Source organism: Nocardia sp. NBC_01329 (assembly GCF_035956715.1).
In the GTDB taxonomy this organism is placed as follows: domain Bacteria; phylum Actinomycetota; class Actinomycetes; order Mycobacteriales; family Mycobacteriaceae; genus Nocardia.
Genome location: NZ_CP108381.1, coordinates 1,344,793 through 1,364,820, shown reverse-complemented (window position 1 = coordinate 1,364,820; position 20,028 = coordinate 1,344,793). Strand labels below are relative to the sequence as shown.

Sequence of the window (20,028 nt, the reverse complement as noted above, 5' to 3'; positions counted from 1 at the left end):
TCAGGAGCGACCCACCGCTCCGGGCCGAGAAGCGAATGGACGGCGGCAGCCACCGCGCTCGCCGAAGGCCCCCGCGGTCAGCCGATATCCAAGGGATCGATCTGAACGCGCGGCGGTGAATCCGCCCGCTGACTGCTGCGGATCGACTGAGCCGCGATGAGCGCCCGCGCCAGGGCCGCGCCGCGCCGCCGCGGCACACGCAGCAGTATCCGTTCGACCTCGGCCCCCGCGTCGTCGCCGGCGTTGCGGGCACTCGACGGCGGTCGCGCACCGGGCGGTAACGGCACCGGGCCCAGCACCTCCACCTCCACCGGTAGGTCGGCGGCGGCCAGCAGACCGGAGATCCCCGCCGAGGTGCCGTCGACCGCCGCCATCCGCACCGCCGGGGGAAACCCGACCTCGGTCCGCTGGGCGAGTTCGGCGGCCGCGTGACCCGCCGGATCCCAGCGCAGCAGGGCCTGCACGGTCGGCACAGCGGGGTCGGCCATCACCAGCACCTGACCCTCCGGCCGCACCAGGGCCGCGGCGCTCAACCAACGCCGCAACGTGTCCTCGGTGGCGCGCAGATCGGCGCGGCCGAGCAGCGCCCAGCCGTCCAGCAGCAGCCCCACACCGTAGCCCCCGTCGAGCAGCGGTTCGGCGCCCACGGTGGCCACCACCACCTGGGGACCCGGCGGCACCGTATCCAGCAGGGCCGCGCCGCTGGACCCGCGTATCGGCACCCCGGGAAACGCTCTGCCCAGTTCCTCGGCGGTCCGCGCGGCACCGATCACCACGGCGCGCAGTATCCGCCCGCCGCAGACCGGACAGCGGAACGCCGCTTCGGTGCGGCCGCACCACCTGCAGACCGGGCTGTGCGCGGCACCCGAATCGGTAGCGGGCCGGTCGACCCCGGGCAACGACAGCGGCCCCACGCACCGGCGACAGCGCGCGGGTGTGCGGCATTTCGTGCAGGCCAGCGCCGGAACGTAGCCGCGGCGCGGCACCTGTACGAGCACCCCGGCCCCAGCGGCGAGTGCCTGCCGGGCGGCAGCGAAGGCAGCGGCCGGAATGCGGATCGCGCGCGCCATCGGGTCCCGCTCCAGCGCAGCGTCGGTATCACCGGGGGCGCTGATCCGCGGTGCGGCCGCCCGCAGGGTCGCCCGGTCGGCGAGCAGATCGTGGGCCCAACCGGATTCCACGATCGCCTGGACCTCGGCGGTCCGGGCGAATCCCGCCGCTACGAAGGCGGCCCCGGTGTCGTGGGCCCGGAGCATGGCGACTTCGCGCGCGTGCGGATACGGGGAACGCGGTTCGGCGTAGGTATCGTCGCCGTCGTCCCAGATCGCGATGAGGCCGAGATCCGCCGCCGGCGCGAAAACCGCGCTGCGGGTACCCACCACTACGCGCGCGGTGCCCCGCAGTACGGCCAGCCAGCGTCGGTATCGGGCCGCCGGTCCCAGCCCGGCCGACAGTCCGACAGCCGAATCACCCACCAGCCGTTCGCATTCGCACAGCACGCGATCGAGATCACGCTGATCGGGCACCATCAGGACGGCACTGCGCCCACCCGCGACCACCACCGCCGCGAGTTCGGCCAGCCGCCGCGCCCAGTCCTCCCCCGGCAACGCCTGCCAGGCAGCCCGCGGACCCCGGCCGTTCGCCAGCGCGGCGAGGAAGGCATCTCCGTGCCGGTAGCGATGCCAAGCCGGGGCGTCGACTTCCGGCACGGGTTCACCGGGGTGAGCCGGTTCGTGCTGCGCCGTACCGCCGGCCGGCCCGCCCGCTCCGACAGGTAGGTTCTGCCGATCGTCCACGGACACCGGCGCGAGCTCCGGCCCTACGCCCTTCTCGACGGGCCCGCCGTTCTCCACCCGGGCATGCCGCGGTGGGACCGCCAGCCGCAGTACATCGGCACGGGTTCCGGCGTACCGGGCCGCCACAGTCGTCGCGAGTCGCAGGATCTCCGGGGTGAGCACCTGTTCGGCGGATACCACCCGTTCCAGCCGGACGAGTTTGCCCCGGTGCTCGGATTCCGCGTGCCGGGACAACAGGTAGCCGTCCACCAGCCGTCCCGCGAATCGGACCCGGACCCGGACACCGGGCCGGGCGATCTCGTCGAGTTCCGGCGGCACCAGATAGTCGAAATCGCGGTCCAGATGCGCCGGGGTGAGCAGCGGGAGCACCCGGGCAATCGGGTACTCGATCGGCCCGGTCTCCGGTATCGCGGGCTTTTTCGCGCGAGCGGCCCGGCGGCGCGGCGGCCCCGACTCGGCCGACACCCCCGCGGACGCGGAGTCGGCGGGGGTGTCGGTCGGTGGTCGATCCACGCGGGACGTGGAACTTACAGTCCGGCGGCGGCGCGCAGCTTTTCCGCGCGGTCGGTGCGCTCCCAGGGCAGATCGATATCGGTGCGGCCGAAATGCCCGTAGGCGGCGGTGGGCGCGTAGATCGGGCGCAGCAGATCCAGATCGCGGATGATCGCCCCCGGCCGCAGATCGAATACCTCGGTGATGGCGGCCGAGATCTTGGCCGGATCGGCATTCTCGGTACCGAAGGTCTCCACGAACAGGCCGACCGGCGCGGATTTGCCGATCGCGTAGGCCACCTGTACCTCGACACGGTCGGCCAGACCGGCGGCGACCACGTTCTTGGCGACCCAGCGCATCGCGTAGGCGGCCGAACGGTCGACCTTCGAGGGGTCTTTACCGGAGAATGCGCCGCCACCGTGGCGGGCCATCCCGCCGTAGGTGTCGACGATGATCTTGCGGCCGGTCAGGCCCGCGTCGCCCATCGGGCCGCCGAGTACGAACTTCCCGGTCGGGTTCACCAGCAGGCGGATATCGGAGATATCCAGATCGGGGATCGCGATCTCGGACAGGACGGCGTCGACGACCTTCTCCCGGATATCCGGGGCCAGCAGATTGTCCAGGTCGATATCGGCGGCATGCTGGGTGGACAGCACCACGGTATCCAGCCGCACGGCCTTGTCGCCCTCGTATTCGATGGTGACCTGCGTTTTGCCGTCGGGGCGCAGATACGGCAGCACACCGGTCTTGCGCACTTCGGTGAGCTTGCGCGACAGGCGGTGGGCCAGCGCGATCGGCAACGGCATGAGTTCGGGGGTGTCGGTGTTCGCGTAACCGAACATCAGGCCCTGATCACCGGCGCCCTGCTGTTCGATCTCGTCGTCGGAGCCACCGACCCGCGCTTCGTGCGAGGTGTCGACACCCTGCGCGATATCGGGCGACTGGGCACCGATCGCGATATTGACACCGCAGGAGTTGCCGTCGAATCCCTTTGCCGAGGAGTCGTATCCGATCTCCAGGATCTTCTCCCGCACGATATGCGGGATATCCGCATAGGCCTCGGTGGTGACCTCACCCGCGACATGCACCTGGCCGGTGGTCACCATGGTTTCCACGGCGACCCGGCTGCGGGGGTCCTGGGCGAGCAAGGAGTCGAGGATGGAATCGCTGATGGCGTCACAGATCTTGTCCGGATGACCCTCGGTCACGGACTCACTGGTGAATAGCCGGCTACCGGACGTGCGCACAGTTTCCTTCTTCCTCAACGGTTACTCGTGTCCGGGAGGGACCGTAGCGTACGGCTGCGGTCGCGACCCTGAACTCTCAGACTATTGGAACGGGCGGCCTGATCGGGGTTTCGGACACCAACCCGTATGGGTTTCCGATCGAGTAGTGCCCGGTCGTACCCGCGCAGCGGCCCGCCGACCCCGAAGCGGCTGGATCGTATCGCGTTCGAGCGGTACGCGGGACCGCTCGATGTGGAATCCATCCGACCGCCAGTCCAGGACTACCGGCGCAGTGCGGCGGCGCGAGCCCCGCCGGTTTTCAACTCAGCAGGGGGCCCAGCGCGTCCAGGACACGACTGGCCAGCAGCGCCTTCGATCCGTGATCGAGCGCCTGCTCACTACCGTCCGCGCGCAGCAGCCAGCCGTCGTTGGTGTCGACCTCGAACGCCTTACCGTCGCCCACCGCGTTCACCACCAGCAGATCACAGCCCTTACGGGCCAGTTTGGCCCGCGCGTGGGTGATCACATCGCCGTCCGCGTCGCCGGTTTCGGCGGCGAATCCGACGATGGCCGTTCCGGGCAGCCTGCCCTCCCGACGCTCCTGGACCAGGCCGGCGAGGATGTCCTCGTTCTTGGCCAGGGCGATGGTGGCGGGCTCGTCCTTGCCCTTCTTGATCTTGTCGGCAGCCACCGAGGCGGGCCGGAAATCGGCGACCGCAGCGGCCATGATCACCGCGTCCGCGCCGACCGCGTGCTTGTCGACGGCGGTTTTCAGCTGCTCGGCGGTGGTGATGTGGACCAGCTCGACCGCCGCCGGCGGCGCCATCTCGATGGTGTTCCCGGCGATGAGCGTGACCTGGGCACCGCGCTGGGCGGCGACTCTGGCGAGCGCATACCCCTGCTTACCGGAACTGCGGTTACCGAGGAAACGGACCGGATCCAGCGGTTCCCTGGTGCCACCCGCGGTGATCACCACCCGCTTGCCCACCAGATCGCGCGGTACCGCGTCGGTGCGTTCGAGGAGCAGCGACGCGAGCCCGAAGATCTCCTCGGGTTCGGGTAGCCGCCCCGGACCGGTATCGGTGCCGGTGAGCCGACCGGACGCGGGTTCCATCACGGTGGCGCCGTGCGCGCGCAGGGCCGCCACATTGGCGACGGTCGCCGCGTGCTCCCACATCTCGGTGTGCATGGCGGGCGCGAACAGCACGGGACATCGGGCCGTGAGCAGGGTCGCGGTGAGTAGATCGTCGGCGCGGCCGTGCGCCGCTCGCGCCATGAGATCCGCGGTGGCGGGCGCGACGACGAGGAGTTCCGCCTCCTGGCCCAGTCGCACATGCGGTACCTCCGGCACATCGGAGAAGACTCCGGTGTGCACCGGATGGCCGGACAGCGCCTCGAAGGTCGCCTTACCCACGAACTGCAATGCCGCGTCGGTGGGGATCACCCGGACGGTATGGCCGGTCTCGGTGAACCGTCGTACCAGCGCGCATGCCTTGTACGCGGCGATCCCGCCGCCCACCCCGACAACTACCCGCGCCATAGCGCGCCTCCTGCCCTATCGGCCTGCCGCCCGGCTAGCGGGTCATTCGCCTTCGGTGTGCTCGAGCAGATCGCTGTGGATCTCGCGCATCGCCACCGACAGCGGCTTCTCCTGCGGCAGCGGCTCCACCAGCGGGCCGACGTATTCGAGGATGCCGTCACCCAGCTGGTTGTAGTAGTCGTTGATCTGACGGGCGCGCTTGGCCGCGTAGATCACCAGGCTGTACTTGGACGAGGTGCGGTCGAGCAACTCGTCGATCGGCGGGTTGGTGAGGCCGATCGGGGTGTCGTAGGCGGGCGTAACGGTGTCCGAACTGCTCACTGAGGAAGCTCCTGCGGGTCTGGGCTCGGCTACACGACGGCTCTCGGCCGCGCAGCGGGCTACGAATTGGAATTCGTGCTGACGAACAACGATACCAACTGCGTACAGGCGCTGGTCACGGTGTCGTTCACGATCACGGTGTCGAACTCGTCACGTGCGGCCAATTCCACCCGTGCGGTCTCCAGTCGGCGTTCGATGACCTCCGGCGATTCGGTGCCGCGACTGCGCAGCCGATCCACCAGCTCCTCCCAGCTGGGCGGCGCGAGGAATACCAGCACGGCCTCCGGCATCGCCTGCCGGATCGAGCGTGCTCCTTCGAGGTCGACCTCGATGAGTACCGGCAGGCCCTCCGACAATGCGGCGCGCACCGGCGCGGCCGGAGTACCCGACCGCTGTAGCCCGCCGTGGATATCCGCCCATTCGAGCAGATCACCGGCTTCGATCATCGTGTCGAACTCGGCCCGGCCGACGAACCGGTAGTCGCGCCCGTCGACTTCACCGGGACGCGGGTCCCGTGTCGTCGCCGAGACGCTGAAAACCAGTTCCGGCAGCCGTTCGCGGACGCATCGCACCACGGTGGACTTGCCCACGGCCGAGGGGCCGACCAGTACAACCAGCCGACCCTTCGTCATGTTCTCGACCACCGAGGTTGTCAGGCGCCGAGATCGAATTTGGCGAGCAGCGCTTTGCGCTGCCGGTCACCGAGACCACGCAGCCGTCGGGTCGGCGCGATCTCGAGCTCGTTCATGATCTCCTCGGCCTTTACCTTGCCGACCTTGGGCAGGGCTTCCAGCAGTGCGCGCACCTTCATCTTGCCGATGATCTCATTGGTCTCGGCCTGGCCGAGGACCTCTTTCAGATCGGTGCCGCCACGCTTCAGGCGATCCTTGAGCTCTGCCCGCTCACGGCGAGCGGCAGCCGCCTTCTCCAGAGCAGCAGCGCGCTGCTCATCAGTCAGCTGGGGAAGGGCCACGGTTCCTCCGTCTCATCATTCATTTCATACTCAACTACCGAACTACCCGGCAGTCTCAGCGACCGTACCCACGAAGCCCCCGGATTGCGAACCCACCCCCCAGGTCAGGGCATGAATCGGACCCCCTACCACCCCTGTTCGCACCTGCCCGCATCCCTGCTTGCCGTAACCGCAGGTCCCACCCCGCCGATCACGAAATAGCCTGTCATCAGCAGGTTTTCGAGCACAGATCGGAGTTGCGGCGTGATAACCACACTCCCTTCCGACCCGCTGGCTACCTCCCAGCCGCCCTACCAGGAATTTTCTGGGAAATTTTCGCTCGAGTGCCTGCCGGCCGGCTCCAGAAGGATGATGCGGGCCGGATCCGGGTTCGCCGAGGGCCGGAAGAACGCTTCGAAAGCGCCCGTATCGTCCGGATATTTACAGCGTACAGGGGCCAGGCGTCGGAGGTACGAGAGTCCGAGGGAGGTTGATTCGAGACCAGCCAGGCGGGAAGCGAGCTCACTCGCCGAAGCGTGCGGTGGCACCCGCCGGCGCGAGAGGTGGACTTGCTGTGTTTTCGGCGCCGCCTGCAGCGGGCCGGGCTTCGACCTTTGTGCGCCTCGTAGAACTCGGCGCCGAGGGGCGGGCCTGTTCGTAGACGCGACGGATGCTTGCGAAGTCCACCTGGCATACGGGAACCGAGGGTCCCGGCGCAACGGTTGTGAACCGTGCGTGGTCGATAAGCGGCTGGGGCCGCTGACGCGAGCAGTGACGTGAGGGCCCCGGTTCAGCATGTTGCGGCGATCCCGGATGGAAATCACCAGTGACCCACGCAAGATGCACGAAGTCGCCGACGGACAACAACACCCGCATCGATCCGACCACATCCCAGTCCTCACGCCGGGTCTGCACAGACGAACTCTCCGCATACCGAGAAAGACCTCGAACGCCGACGCAACCCCATGAGTCGAGTTCTACGAGACACCCCGAAGAGTTGAGGCCGTCTCGCCGTTCAGGCCTCGAAGCGCATGCGCCGCAGGCGCGAGCCTCGAGGCCTGAACGGCGAGACCTCAGGGCCTCAACCCCCGCGCCGCCGCAGGCGGCGCCAAAAACACAGCACCTTCACGAACAAGCCCACATTCTCCCGCTTGTCGGCAGGCTCACAAACCACCCGACACGCCCACGCCCCAGCAGGCTCGCACCCCACCCCTCACCGACAAAACCACACTCGGCCCGCACCGGCGACCCCACTCACCCCACAACCAGGCTTGGACGGCCACGTAGATGGTCTGTTTACCGACTCCGGCGCGGACCCGAGGCAGCCTCGACGGTGAGCTCGACGTAGGGGATCTCACCGATGAGGTCGGTGGTTGCGGTGAGGGCCCCCACCCCTCGCCGTCAGGGTTGCGCCGCGCTCGCACCGTCGGGAGCCTCCCGCCGCCTCACGATCAGGGGGCGCCCCACCCCTCACTCTCACCAGCACTCACTTCTCTCACATTCGCACGCAAACCCGGCCGACCTCCATGAGCAGGCCCACCCTTTTGTCAGCGAGCGGACCGGCCCCCGGCCCTCTCACACGTACGAGCCCCGATGTCTGCGAACGCAGGCCGGCTCGTTCTCGAGGAACACAGCCAAGACCTGCTCGAGCGACTTCAGCAATCATGTGGGCCGAGTTACCTTCGTAGCCTTCCCGATCCGGTGCGATCAGCGCAGAAAAGCGAACTCCTCCTGGAACTCCGCCAACCGGCTGCGCAGAGCCGTGACCGAGGGGCCGGCCCGGAGCACGTCCCGGGAGACATTCGGTAGCGCTGCCCGCCACAGCGGTTCCGGAAGCAGTGTGCGGACCTTGTCCCCGGTACCGCCTTGCGCCCCGACTCCCGGCAGCAGGATCGGGCCGTTGAGCATGGTGAGGTCCGGGGTCTCGGTGAGGGTGGCACCGACCACCACGCCCACCGAACCCGGTTGTCCGGCGGGGTTGAGTTGGGCTGCGTCGTCGACCACGCTCTGCGCGATGCTGCGCCCGCCGACCGTCGCCTGCTGGATCTGGGCGGCTTCCGGGTTGGAGGTGGCGGCCAGGACGAAGACACCGCGGTGGTTGGCGTGGGCCAGTTCGAGGGCGGGGCGGAGGGCACCGAAGCCCAGGTAGGGCGAGACGGTGACCGCGTCCGCGGCCAGCGGGCCGTCGGCGAGCCAGGTGCGGGCGTAGGCGTCCATGGTGGAGCCGATATCGCCGCGTTTGGCGTCGGCGAGGACCAGCGTGCCGGAGGCGCGCAGCACCTCGATGGTGCGTTCGAGCACCCCGATCCCCGCCGACCCGTGGGCCTCGAAGAAGGCGACCTGAGGTTTGACCACGGCCACCGTGCCGTCGAAGGCTTCGACGCATATTTCGGCGAACGCCTCGAGCCCGTCGGCATCGTCGGACAGGCTCCAGGCGTCGAGCAGGGCTGGGTGTGGGTCGATCCCGACGCAGATCGGCCCGTGGGTGCTCGTGGCTGCGGCGAGCCGCTCGCCGAAGGTCGCCATCTCCGGTGTCCTCGTCATCTCCGGTGCCCTCAGCCGCGCAGCGCCGAATGCAGCTCCTGCAGGGACCGCACGCCGAGACCGCCGTTGATACTGGCCTCGATGCCCTGGACGGCCGCCGCAGCGCCCTGGACCGTGGTGATGCAGGGAATGTTCACCCCGACCGCCGCGCTGCGGATCTCGTAGCCGTCTACGCGGGGACCCGAGTTGCCGTAGGGCGTGTTGAAGACCATATCGACTTCGCCGTCGCGGATCTGGTCCACGATGGACGGCTGCGGGGGTGTGTTGCCGCCGGACGAGGAGACCGGGTCGGAATGTTTGCGCACCTGTTCGCAGGGGATTCCGTTGCGGCGCAGCATTTCCGCGGTGCCGGCGGTGGCCAGGATGCGGAACCCGAGGTCGTGCAGGCGTTTCACCGGGAACACCATGGCGCGTTTGTCGCGGTTGGCGATGGAGACGAAGACGGTGCCCTCGGTGGGTAGCGAACCATAGGCCGCGGACTGGCTCTTGGCGAACGCGGTGCCGAAGTCGGCGTCGATTCCCATGACCTCACCGGTGGATTTCATCTCCGGCGAGAGCAGCGAATCCACCTGGCTGCCGTCGGCGCTGCGGAAGCGGTGGAAGGGCAGTACCGCTTCCTTGACCGCCACCGGCGCGTCCAGCGGGACGTGCCCGCCGTCGCCCTCGGGCAGCATGCCCTCCTTGCGCAGTTCGGCGATGGTGGTCCCGAGCATGATCCGGGCGGCTGCCTTGGCCAGGGGTACGGCGGTGGCCTTGGAAACGAACGGCACGGTGCGGCTGGCGCGCGGGTTGGCCTCGAGGACGTAGAGGACATCGTCTTTGAGCGCGTACTGCACATTCAGCAGACCCTTGACACCGATCCCCTTGGCCAGTGCGATGGTGGAGCGGCGCACCGCCTCGATATCGCTGCGGCCCAGGGTGATCGGCGGCAGCGCGCACGCCGAGTCGCCGGAGTGGATACCGGCTTCCTCGATATGTTCCATGACACCGCCGAGGAATACCTCGTCACCGTCGCAGAGCGCGTCGACATCGATTTCGATGGCGTCTTCCAGGAACCGGTCCACCAGCACCGGGTGTTCGGGGCTGAGTTCGGTGGCGCGGGAGATGTAACCCTCGAGGGACTGTTCGTCGTAGACGATCTCCATGCCGCGTCCACCCAGCACGTAGGACGGGCGCACCAGCACCGGGTAACCGATCTCGGCCGCGATCTTGCGGGCTTGTTCGAAGGTGGTGGCGGTGCCGTACTTGGGTGCGGGCAACCCGGCGGCGACCAGGACGTCACCGAATTCGCCGCGGTCCTCGGCGAGGTCGATGGCGGCGGCACTGGTGCCGACCACCGGGACCCCGGCAGCGGTGAGTCGCTCCGCGAGCCCGAGCGGAGTCTGGCCGCCCAACTGCACGATCACCCCGGCGACCGTGCCGGATTCGGATTCGGCGTGGTAGACCTCGAGCACGTCTTCGAAGGTGAGGGGTTCGAAGTAGAGGCGGTCGGCGGTGTCGTAGTCGGTGGATACCGTTTCCGGATTGCAGTTCACCATGACCGTCTCGTAGCCGGCGGCCGACAGTGTCTGCGCGGCGTGCACACACGAGTAGTCGAATTCGATGCCCTGGCCGATGCGGTTGGGGCCCGAACCCAGAATGATCACCTTGTCGCGATCGGGTTGCGGGGCGACCTCGGATTCGGCCGCGGGATCGAGTTCGTAGGCCGAATAGTGGTACGGGGTCTTGGCCTCGAATTCGGCGGCACAGGTATCGACGGTTTTGAACACCGGCCGCACCCCGAGACGGTGTCGCAGCGACCGTACGCCGCTCTCCCCGGCCAGTTCCGGCCGTAGCGCGGCGATCTGACGATCCGACAGCCCGTGGTACTTCGCCCGGCGTAGCAGCACTTCGTCCAGGACGGGGGTTTCCAGTAGTTCGGCCCGCAATTCGACCAGTCCGGCGACTTCGGCGACGAACCACGGATCGATCCCGGACGCGGCGGCGACGTCTTCGATACTCGCCCCGAACCGCAGGGCCCGTTCCACCTGGTAGATACGCCCCTCGGTGGGGGTCCGCAGATCTTCGAGGATCTCCGCGATCGCGGCGTCGATATCGGCCCGGTCGGCAGAGGCCGGGGCCCACTTCCCGTCCACGGCGGTCCAGAAACCGGCGGCCTTGGTTTCCAGCGACCGCAGCACCTTGCCGAGGGCCTCGGCGAAATTACGGCCCAGCGACATGGCCTCGCCCACCGATTTCATGGTGGTGGTCAGGGTGGGATCGGCGCCCGGGAACTTCTCGAACGCGAACCGCGGGGCCTTCACCACGACATAGTCGAGGGTGGGTTCGAAACAGGCCGGTGTTTCCTTGGTGATGTCGTTGACGATCTCGTCGAGGGTGTAACCGATGGCCAGTTTGGCCGCGATCTTGGCGATCGGGAACCCGGTGGCCTTCGATGCCAGCGCAGAGGACCGCGAGACACGGGGATTCATCTCGATGACGACGAGCCGGCCGTCGGTGGGGTCCACCGCGAACTGGATATTGCAGCCGCCGGTGTCTACGCCGACCTCGCGCAGGATCGCGATACCGAGATCGCGCATCTTCTGGTATTCGCGGTCGGTGAGGGTGAGCGCGGGCGCGACGGTCATGGAATCGCCGGTGTGCACGCCCATCGGGTCCACGTTCTCGATCGAACAGACGATCACGACATTGTCGCGGCCGTCGCGCATCAGCTCGAGTTCGTATTCCTTCCAGCCGAGAATGGACTCCTCGATCAGCACGTTCGCGGTGGGCGAGGCGGCCAGGCCGCCGCCGGCGATCCGGTCCAGATCCGTATCGTCGTAGGCCATCCCGGATCCGAGCCCACCCATGGTGAACGAAGGCCGCACCACGACCGGGAAGCCCAGTTCGTTCACGGTATCGCGGACTTCGTCCATGGTGTAGCAGACCCGGGAGCGGGCGCTCTCGCCGCCGACGCTCGCCACGATGTCCTTGAACTTCTGCCTGTCCTCGCCGCGCTGGATCGCCTCGAAATCGGCGCCGATCAGCTCGACCCCGTACTTCTCCAGCACTCCGCGCTCGTGCAGGGCGACAGCGGTGTTGAGCGCGGTCTGCCCACCCAGGGTGGCCAGCAGCGCGTCGGGTCGTTCCCTCTCGATGACCTTTTCGACGAATTCCGGGGTGATCGGCTCCACATAGGTGGAATCGGCGAACTCCGGATCGGTCATGATGGTCGCCGGGTTGGAGTTGACCAGCGAGACCCGCAGGCCCTCCGACCGCAGCACCCGGCAGGCTTGAGTGCCCGAGTAGTCGAACTCGCACGCCTGACCGATGACGATCGGGCCCGAACCGATGACCAGGATATGTTCGAGGTCGGTGCGGCGTGGCATCAGGCTCCCTTCATCAGACCGGCGAACCGGTCGAACAAGTACGCGGCGTCATGGGGACCGGCGGCCGCTTCCGGGTGGTATTGCACGGAGAAGGCGCGGCCGTCGATCAGGCGCACCCCCTCCACGACGCCGTCGTTGGCGCAGACATGGCTGACTTCGGCTTTGCCGAACGGGGTGTCGAACTGCTCGCCCTTCTCCCCTTCCAGCGCGAACCCGTGGTTCTGCGCGGTGATGGAGATGCGGCCGGTTTCGTGTTCGATCACCGGGATATTGATGCCCCGGTGCCCGAATTTCATCTTGTAGGTACCGCGGCCCAGCGCCCGGCCCAGGATCTGGTTGCCGAAGCAGATACCGAAGAGCGGCAGTCCCTTGTCCAGCAGACCCTGGGTCAGCGCGACGGCACCGTCGGCGGTGGCCGGGTCGCCCGGGCCGTTGGACAGGAACGCGCCGTCGGGTTTCAGTTCCAGGATCTGGTCCAGGCTCGCCGACGACGGCACCACGTGCACTCGCATACCGCGCTCGGCAAACATTCGCGGGGTGTTGGATTTGATACCGAGATCGACCGCGACCACCGTGAATCGCGGAGTGCCCGCGGGGTCGATCGTGTACACCTGCTCGGTACTCACCTCGCCGGCGAGATCGGCGCCCAGCATGGACTGCTGACCGGTCACCCGCCCGACCAGCTCCTCGGTTTCCGCGAGTGCCGCGCCGGAGAAGATCCCGGCCTTCATCGAACCGCGGCTGCGCAGATGCCGGACCACCGCGCGGGTGTCGATCCCGGCGATCCCGACGATGTTCTGCTGTTCCAACCGGCCCGGCAGGGTGCCGGTGGCCCGCCAGTTCGAGGCGCGGCGCGCGGGATCGCGGACCGCGTACCCGGCGACCCAGATCCGCTGCGATTCGTCGTCCTCGTCGTTCCAGCCGGTATTACCGATCTGCGGGGCTGTGGCCACCACGATCTGCCGGTGATAGCTCGGATCGGTGAGAGTTTCCTGATACCCGGTCATGGCGGTGCAGAACACCGCTTCGCCGAGGGTCTGGCCCACCGCGCCGTAGGCGGCACCGCGGAAAACCCGTCCGTCTTCCAGAACCAGGGCTGCGGCCGTTGTCGTCGTCATTTCTCGTCGTCTCCCGTCGTTGCCCGAGCCCAGGCCGGATACACCGTTTTGTCGTCGCCGCGGAACCCGGTGTCGATCTCGGTCCCGGTCGGCAGCGTCCAGCGGATCACCAGCACGCCGCCCTCGCTCATCACCTTGCCCGCGTGCCCGCGTTCGGTCCGGATCACGGAGATGGACTCCTCCGGTATCCAGATCGCGGACGCGCCCTGTCGTTCCAGCAGGATCCCGTGTTCGAAGCGGGTGAGCTCCGCGGTGGCGCGGAAACCCAGATCCCCGACCGCGATCCGGTCCTGCCAGCTCGGGGCGATCGTGCTGCCGAGGTAGAGGCCGCTGGTCGGTTCCAGGACCTGTGCCCCGGTCTCATCCGGCACCGGCGGCAGTTCGCCGATGCGTTCGGCTTGCCGGGTCCCGCGATTGCGCCAGCCCCGGTACATCAGGTAGACGAACAGCGCCCAGAGCAGAACGCAGCCGACAACCCACAGTGTTCGTTCCATCAGCGCTCTCCCACTCTTACGCCGGCGGGTGCGGCAGCGACACCGTCGCGGGCGGTGATCCGGCCGCGCAGCAATGTGGTGGTGACCCGCCCCGGCAATGTCATCGCCTGGTACGGGGTGTTGCTCGCGATACTCGCGAGTTCGTACCCCTCGACCGTCCAGGTGGCTTCCGGGTCGACCAGCACCAGGTTGGCCGGTTCGCCCGCGGCGATCGGGCGGCCGTGGTCGTCGAGCCCGACGATTTCGGCCGGTCGTTCGCTCATCACCCGCGCCACTCCGCGCCAATCCAGCAGGCCGGGCCGCACCATGGTTTCCACCACGACCGACAGCGCGGTCTCCAGCCCCAGCATTCCGGGCCTGGCCGCGGCGAATTCGCAGCATTTGTCCTGTTCGGCGTGCGGTGCGTGATCGGTGGCGACACAGTCCACGGTCCCCTCGGCCAGTGCCCGCCGCAGCGCCTGTGTATCGGAACCCTCGCGCAACGGCGGGTTCACCTTGTTGACCGCGTCATAGGTTTCGAGGCGGGCGTCCGTCAACAGCAGATGATGCGGTGTGACCTCGGCCGTGATCGAAATACCTTGCGCTTTGGCCCATTTCACCAATTCCACGGTTCCGGCTGTGGAAGCGTGGCAGATGTGGACCCGGGCGCCCGCGTCCCTTGCCAGCAGCGCATCACGGGCCACGATGGATTCCTCCGCGGCCCGGGGCCAGCCCGCCAGACCCAGCCGGGCCGCGACCGGCCCCTCGTGCGCGACCGCGCCGGCGGTCAACCGGGGCTCCTCGGCGTGCTGCGCGATGAGCACACCCAGCGAGCGGGCGTACTCCAGCGCGCGCCGCATGATCAGCGGGTCGTGCACGCAGTGGCCGTCGTCGGAGAACATCCGCACCGCACCGGCGCCGGTGGCCATGGTGCCCATCTCGGCGAGCTGCGCGCCGGCCAGCCCCACGGTCACCGCGCCCACCGGGTACACGTCGACCAGACCGACCTCCTGGCCGCGCCGCCACACGTGATCGGTGACCACGTGGGTATCGGCGACCGGTGAGGTATTGGCCATCGCGAAGACCGCGGTGTAACCGCCGAGCGCGGCGGCGGCGGATCCGGACTCGATGGTCTCGGTGTCCTCGCGGCCGGGTTCCCGCAGGTGGGTGTGCAGATCCACGAATCCGGGCAGCAGTACCTGCCCGGTGCCGTCGACGAGCTCGGCGTCGTCGGCCTGCAGGCCGGTCCCGATCTGCCGGATCACACCACCGGCGATCAGCACATCGACCGGGTCGCCCTCCCCGTAGGGACGCACCCCGGTGATCAGCACGGTATCGCTCACGCTGTGTTGTCCGGGCGTGCGCGAGGACCCTCCGCGGTTACGCTCCGCTGCCGCCTCCGGGCCCGACTCGCTCACGCTGTGTTGCCCGGGCGTGCGCGAAGGCCCTCCGCGGTTACGCTCCGCTGCCGCCTCCGGGCCCGACTCGCTCACGCCGCGGCCTCCTGCACTCCGACCAGGAGGCGGAACAGCACCGCCATCCGCATATGGACTCCGTTCGTCACCTGTTGCAATACCGCGGCCCGGGGTGAATCGGCCACCGCGGACGCGATCTCCATACCGCGCAGCATCGGGCCCGGGTGCAGTACCACCGCATGCTCGTCGAGCAGCGCCAGCCGTCGTTCCGAGAGGCCGTAGTGGATCGAGTACTCGCGGGCCGACGGGAAGAATCCGCCGTTCATCCGTTCCGCCTGGACCCGCAGCATGAGTACCGCGTCTGCGCCGGGCAGTTCGGAATCCAGATTTACCGAGACCCGCACCGGCCAGTCCTCGACACCCACCGGCAACAGCGTCCGCGGTGCCACGAGCACTACCTCCGCGCCGAGCGTGGACAGCAGGAAGGCGTTGGACCGGGCCACCCGGCTGTGCAGGATATCCCCGACGATCACCACCCGCTTCCCGGCGATATCGCCCAGCCGCTGCCGTAGCGTCAACGCGTCCAGCAATGCCTGGGTGGGGTGCTGATGTGTGCCGTCACCGGCGTTGATCACCGCGGGCACCGCACTACCCGAGCGCCTCGACCAGTCCTCGAACCAGCGGGTGATCTGATGGGGCGCCCCCGAGGCGGGATGGCGCACGATGAGCGCGTCGGCCCCGGCGGCGTGCAGCGTGAGCGCGGTATCGCGCAGCGATTCCCCCTTGGCGACCGAAGAGCTGCTCGCGCTCACATTGATCACATCGGCACTCATCCATTTGCCCGCGACTTCGAAGGAGACCCGGGTGCGGGTGGAGTTCTCGAAGAAAACGGTCATTACGGTGCGGCCGCGCAGCGTGGGTAGTTTGTGCACCTCACGGCCCAGCAATGCCTGTTCGAAACGTTCGGCCTCGTCGAGCAGCCCGGTGGCAGTGTCGTGATCCAGATCGGTCACGGTCAGCAGATGTCTCACTGTCCCTCCCCTTGGTGCAGGAAAACACCGTCGCGACTGTCGTGTTCGGTCAGCAGAACCGAAACGTCCTCGGTCCGCGCGGTGGGCACGTTCTTACCGACGAAATCGGCGCGGATCGGCAGTTCGCGGTGACCTCGATCGACGAGCACCGCGAGCTGGACCGTGCGCGGGCGGCCCAGGTCCCGCAAGGCGTCGAGGGCAGAGCGCACGGTGCGGCCGGAGAAGAGCACATCGTCGACGAGCACGACCAGAGCGTCCTCGATCCCGCCTTCCGGCACCGAGGTGCGTTCCAGCGGACGGTGCGGTTTGCTGCGCAGATCGTCGCGATAGAGCGTGATGTCGAGCGAACCGAGGGCGGGCCGGACCCCGGAGAATTCCTCGATCTTGTCGGTTAGGCGATGTGCGAGGGTGGTGCCGCGGGTCGGGATACCGATCAGAACCACCCGTGGCGTACCGAGGTCACCCGAATCGAGAGCGGTCCGTTCGATGATCTGGTGCGCGATCCGCGCGATCGTGCGGCCGACATCGGAGGCGGACAGCAGTTCGCGCCCTGCCCCCACCCATTCCGGCGTATGCCGCTCGGGGGGTGGCGTTGCCTCGGCAGCACCAGGTGTCCGTTCTTCGGGCACGGCCATACCGACCTCCTTCCCCGCCTCACTGGACGGTCCGTTAAAGGATGTCTTACGCCGAGCAGCGTATCAGCCGCCGAAAGGGCTCTTTCACCAGGTGGGGACCAGGGTTCGGATGTGAGGCCCGCCACCGGCCGCCCCGATCGCCGGGGGTGTGAGCGCCGTTACCGGACGTGGTGATCGGTATCCCCGGACACCAACTCGCGAAGCGCTCGATATCGCTGCGCCGCAGCATCGACCTGGAACCGGCCGATTCCGAATCGGCTGCCCGGCGCCGACAACTCCGTCACGACCGCCGTCACCGCGTGCGCATCCGCCCTGGGGAGATAGTCGAGCACCCCTTCGTCCACCCACAGCGCGGGAAGTCCGGAACGGAACCCGCGCGCCGCCAGCGTCCGCGCCCAGTCGGAGTTCGGCGCAGGTACCGCGGTAGCGCGGAATCCGACCCGGCCCGGACATCATTCGGCCGTATGCGCGAGGACGGCGGCGGCCAGTTCCTCGTGGACCTCCGGCGGCAGCGTATGTCCCATACCCGCCACGATCGTCAGCCGTGCACCTGCAATGCGCTCGGCGATGAGCGCGCCGTGGCCCGGCTTGACAAGCTCGTGGCTGCCCTCGACGACAAGCGTGGGCGCTTGTACCCGGTGCAACACTTCCACCGGCTCGAAGTCCGGATCAGCGGCAGCCGCCAGCCGGTGGTTGGCGACCGCCGACAAGTCCCGGGCCCGGTCATGGATCCGCTCTTGTAAGCGGCGCGCGGCTTCCTCGTCGAACGGCAGCCCGGTGCCGTGTAGTACGCGCTGTTCGGCGATCATGCCGTCGATCCGGGCACGGCGGTCCTCCGGTGGCGGGGCGGCCATCAGCGCACGATAGAAGGATAGGAACTCCGGCGCCGGCTCGGGCAGACTCCCGGCGGGCTGCGGCTGACCTGTCAGGGCACGCATGAGCACTCGACCTTCCCCGCCGCCGAGCGGCGAAGAACCGACGACGGTCAGCGAGCGCACCCGTTCCGGCCGCTCCACCGCGACGAATTGGGCGAGCAGTCCGCCGGCCGAATGTCCCACCAGGTGCGCACTCTCCAGACCGTGGGCATCCAGTACGCGGTACACGTCGTTCTTGACGGCCTCCCAGGTGTACGGCTCTACCGCGAAATCGACGGTGCCCGACAGCCCGGTGTCCCGGTGGTCGTACCGGATCACCCGGCGGCCGCCGACCACGAGGCGGCCGATGAACTCGTCCGGCCACAGGATGCCCTGCGACATCGACCCCATGATCAACAGGATCGGCGTATCCGCGACGGCGCCGAACTCTTCACTCCAGATCTTTACATCACGCATGAGTCGAACGTTTCCTCTTCTGTAGATCTGTGGGCAGCGGCGGTTCCGCTTCCGGTGCGGGTCATCGGCCTCCGGTCGCCGGAAAGCGGAACCTTTCCGGGCGGTCGCTACCGGGCGCCGCGCCGGACGTGCCGAGGCCATCCGTTCTTGGCGGTGGCAGTCGACCGCGGCGGCACGGGATAATCCGTGAATCGCTGCCGGTTGTTCCGAATCGGGAAGGTGCCGTGCTTCTTTCGCATATCGGTATGCCTTTCGTGAAACCGGCGGAGGCCGGGCCTTCGACGGGGTGGCGAATCGACTTCCATACCCTCACCACATCAGATGTAGTACTCTGTCCGAAGTGGTTTGAACCGTAGTACTACAGATGGAGTGGTGTCAAGTGGTCCGCACGAATCCTGAACGCCGGCAGGCATTACTGGATGCATCGATCGAGGTTCTGGCGCGCGAAGGAGCCCGCGGATTGACCTTCCGCGCAGTGGACCGGGAGGCCGAGGTTCCCGCCGGGACCGCCTCCAACTACTTCACCAATCGCGACGACCTACTCGTCCAGACCGGCCACCGGTACTACGAGCGATTGATTCCCGACGAAACGACCATGGCGAAACTGCACGGACCGCGCACCCGCGAGACCGTCGCCGCGTTGATGACCGAGGTCGTCGGTCGCGTCACCCACTTCCGCACCGGATATCTCGCCCTCCTCGAACTCCGGCTGGAAGCCACCCGGCGACCCGAACTCCAGACCCTGCTCACCGAGCGGGTACGTGCCGACCTCGACTTCAATATCCACAATCATCTGGAGAACGAGATGCCGGGCGACGAGAACACCGTCCTCCTACTGTTCCTCGCCCTGAACTGGCTCACCCTCGAACGGCTCACCCTGCCCGGGGTTTTCACCGAGGCCCGCGCCGACGAACTGGTCCGAATCGCAGTGGAACGCGCGATCCCCGCCAGCGAACCGGTTACCGAAGGCCGCTGAAGCGGGGGTAGAGGGACCACATACTCGGTTCATCCGTCCGGAGACAGCGCGGCCCCGGAACGGCGGGATCCGCGGACTTCGCATCGGCGAGAACCGGGCGAGCCGCCCAGGCCGGGTGGGTCCACTCTCCGACCGGCATCCCATCGCCCCGATGGGAACATACGTTCGAATTCGCGGTAGTCTGACGGCATGGCCTTGCAGGGATCACTGTTCGACGGATTCGGTGAGGCAGGACTCGCCCCACTCACCGGCGTCGAACGCACCCGCCTCGAACACGGCGCCTGGGTCGATCTCCGCCCGGGCTGGCTGCGCGGCGCCGATGATCTGTTCGACCGGCTGGCCGCGACCGTCCCTTGGCATGCCGAGAGGCGACCCATGTACGACCGGATCGTCGATGTTCCGCGCTTGCTCTGCTTCTACGGCGAAGCCGAACCGCTACCCGACCCGGTCCTGGCCGAGGCCCGCGAATCCCTCAGCGAGCACTACGGACCTGAACTCGGCGAGCCGTTGCGCACCGCAGGGCTCTGCTACTACCGCGACGGCCGCGACAGCGTGGCCTGGCACGGCGACACCATCGGACGCGGCGCCACGCACGATACTGTGGTCGCCATTCTCACGCTGGGTGCGCCACGTCCGCTCCTGCTGCGGCCCCGGACCGGCGGGCCGAGCTTGCGCTTTCACCCGGGCCACGGTGATCTCTTCGTCATGGGTGGATCCTGCCAGCGCACCTGGGAGCACGCCGTGCCCAAGAGCCGCCGGGCGACCGGCCCGCGGATCAGCATCCAGTTCCGGCCGCGCAATGTGCGCTGA

Annotated in this window: 17 protein-coding genes; 2 read left to right on the top strand and 15 right to left on the bottom strand. The window is 68.1% G+C overall.

The features are described from left to right. Positions 1-77: 77 nt before the first annotated feature. The 15 genes from OG405_RS06380 to OG405_RS06310 form a co-directional block, all read right to left on the bottom strand. The gene (locus OG405_RS06380) at positions 78-2,204 is read right to left on the bottom strand and encodes a primosomal protein N' (RefSeq protein ID WP_327152240.1); all 2,127 of its coding nucleotides are present in this window, start codon (positions 2,202-2,204) and stop codon (positions 78-80) included. A 119-nt stretch (positions 2,205-2,323) separates the two neighbouring features. Continuing rightward, on the bottom strand, positions 2,324-3,535 hold the full coding sequence (gene metK / locus OG405_RS06375; protein WP_327150693.1) for a methionine adenosyltransferase: 1,212 nt from the start codon (positions 3,533-3,535) through the stop codon (positions 2,324-2,326). A 298-nt stretch (positions 3,536-3,833) separates the two neighbouring features. Continuing rightward, positions 3,834-5,054: a bifunctional phosphopantothenoylcysteine decarboxylase/phosphopantothenate--cysteine ligase CoaBC gene (gene coaBC, locus OG405_RS06370; RefSeq protein ID WP_327150692.1), complete on the bottom strand. Its 1,221-nt coding sequence runs from the start codon at positions 5,052-5,054 to the stop codon at positions 3,834-3,836. Between the two features lie 42 nt (positions 5,055-5,096). Beyond that, positions 5,097-5,375 (bottom strand): DNA-directed RNA polymerase subunit omega, encoded by a 279-nt coding sequence (gene rpoZ, locus OG405_RS06365; protein ID WP_062995869.1) that lies wholly within the window; start codon positions 5,373-5,375, stop codon positions 5,097-5,099. A gap of 59 nt (positions 5,376-5,434) precedes the next feature. Beyond that, positions 5,435-6,007, bottom strand: a complete 573-nt coding sequence (gene gmk, locus OG405_RS06360; RefSeq protein WP_327150691.1) for a guanylate kinase — start codon at positions 6,005-6,007, stop codon at positions 5,435-5,437. A gap of 20 nt (positions 6,008-6,027) precedes the next feature. Then, positions 6,028-6,348 (bottom strand): integration host factor, actinobacterial type, encoded by a 321-nt coding sequence (gene mihF / locus OG405_RS06355; RefSeq protein ID WP_039825551.1) that lies wholly within the window; start codon positions 6,346-6,348, stop codon positions 6,028-6,030. 1,686 nt (positions 6,349-8,034) lie between these two features. After that, positions 8,035-8,853 (bottom strand): orotidine-5'-phosphate decarboxylase, encoded by an 819-nt coding sequence (pyrF, locus tag OG405_RS06350; protein WP_327152239.1) that lies wholly within the window; start codon positions 8,851-8,853, stop codon positions 8,035-8,037. Between the two features lie 29 nt (positions 8,854-8,882). After that, entirely contained in the window at positions 8,883-12,239 is a 3,357-nt protein-coding gene (gene carB / locus OG405_RS06345) for a carbamoyl-phosphate synthase large subunit (protein ID WP_327150690.1), read from the bottom strand. Next, entirely contained in the window at positions 12,239-13,357 is a 1,119-nt protein-coding gene (gene carA / locus OG405_RS06340; RefSeq protein ID WP_327150689.1) for a glutamine-hydrolyzing carbamoyl-phosphate synthase small subunit, read from the bottom strand. The genes carB and carA overlap by 1 nt, the downstream gene beginning before the upstream one ends. Then, on the bottom strand, positions 13,354-13,851 hold the full coding sequence (locus OG405_RS06335) for a PH-like domain-containing protein (RefSeq protein WP_327150688.1): 498 nt from the start codon (positions 13,849-13,851) through the stop codon (positions 13,354-13,356). The genes carA and OG405_RS06335 overlap by 4 nt, the downstream gene beginning before the upstream one ends. Beyond that, a complete protein-coding gene (locus OG405_RS06330) occupies positions 13,851-15,173 on the bottom strand; it encodes a dihydroorotase (RefSeq protein ID WP_327150687.1) in 1,323 nt (440 codons plus the stop codon). The genes OG405_RS06335 and OG405_RS06330 overlap by 1 nt, the downstream gene beginning before the upstream one ends. Positions 15,174-15,319: 146 nt before the next feature. Continuing rightward, positions 15,320-16,276 (bottom strand): aspartate carbamoyltransferase catalytic subunit, encoded by a 957-nt coding sequence (locus tag OG405_RS06325; protein WP_327150686.1) that lies wholly within the window; start codon positions 16,274-16,276, stop codon positions 15,320-15,322. Further along, on the bottom strand, positions 16,273-16,911 hold the full coding sequence (gene pyrR / locus OG405_RS06320) for a bifunctional pyr operon transcriptional regulator/uracil phosphoribosyltransferase PyrR (protein WP_327150685.1): 639 nt from the start codon (positions 16,909-16,911) through the stop codon (positions 16,273-16,275). The genes OG405_RS06325 and pyrR overlap by 4 nt, the downstream gene beginning before the upstream one ends. 158 nt (positions 16,912-17,069) lie before the next feature. Further along, positions 17,070-17,261: a hypothetical protein gene (locus tag OG405_RS06315; protein ID WP_327152238.1), complete on the bottom strand. Its 192-nt coding sequence runs from the start codon at positions 17,259-17,261 to the stop codon at positions 17,070-17,072. A gap of 102 nt (positions 17,262-17,363) precedes the next feature. After that, positions 17,364-18,242 (bottom strand): alpha/beta hydrolase, encoded by an 879-nt coding sequence (locus OG405_RS06310; protein ID WP_327150684.1) that lies wholly within the window; start codon positions 18,240-18,242, stop codon positions 17,364-17,366. Between the two features lie 364 nt (positions 18,243-18,606). Here OG405_RS06310 and OG405_RS06305 point away from each other — a divergent pair, with 364 nt between their 5' ends. Together OG405_RS06305 and OG405_RS06300 are read left to right on the top strand one after the other, a co-directional pair. Continuing rightward, positions 18,607-19,218, top strand: a complete 612-nt coding sequence (locus tag OG405_RS06305; RefSeq protein ID WP_327150683.1) for a TetR/AcrR family transcriptional regulator — start codon at positions 18,607-18,609, stop codon at positions 19,216-19,218. 189 nt (positions 19,219-19,407) lie between these two features. Next, complete coding sequence (locus OG405_RS06300; protein ID WP_327150682.1) at positions 19,408-20,028, top strand: alpha-ketoglutarate-dependent dioxygenase AlkB; 621 nt, start codon at positions 19,408-19,410, stop codon at positions 20,026-20,028.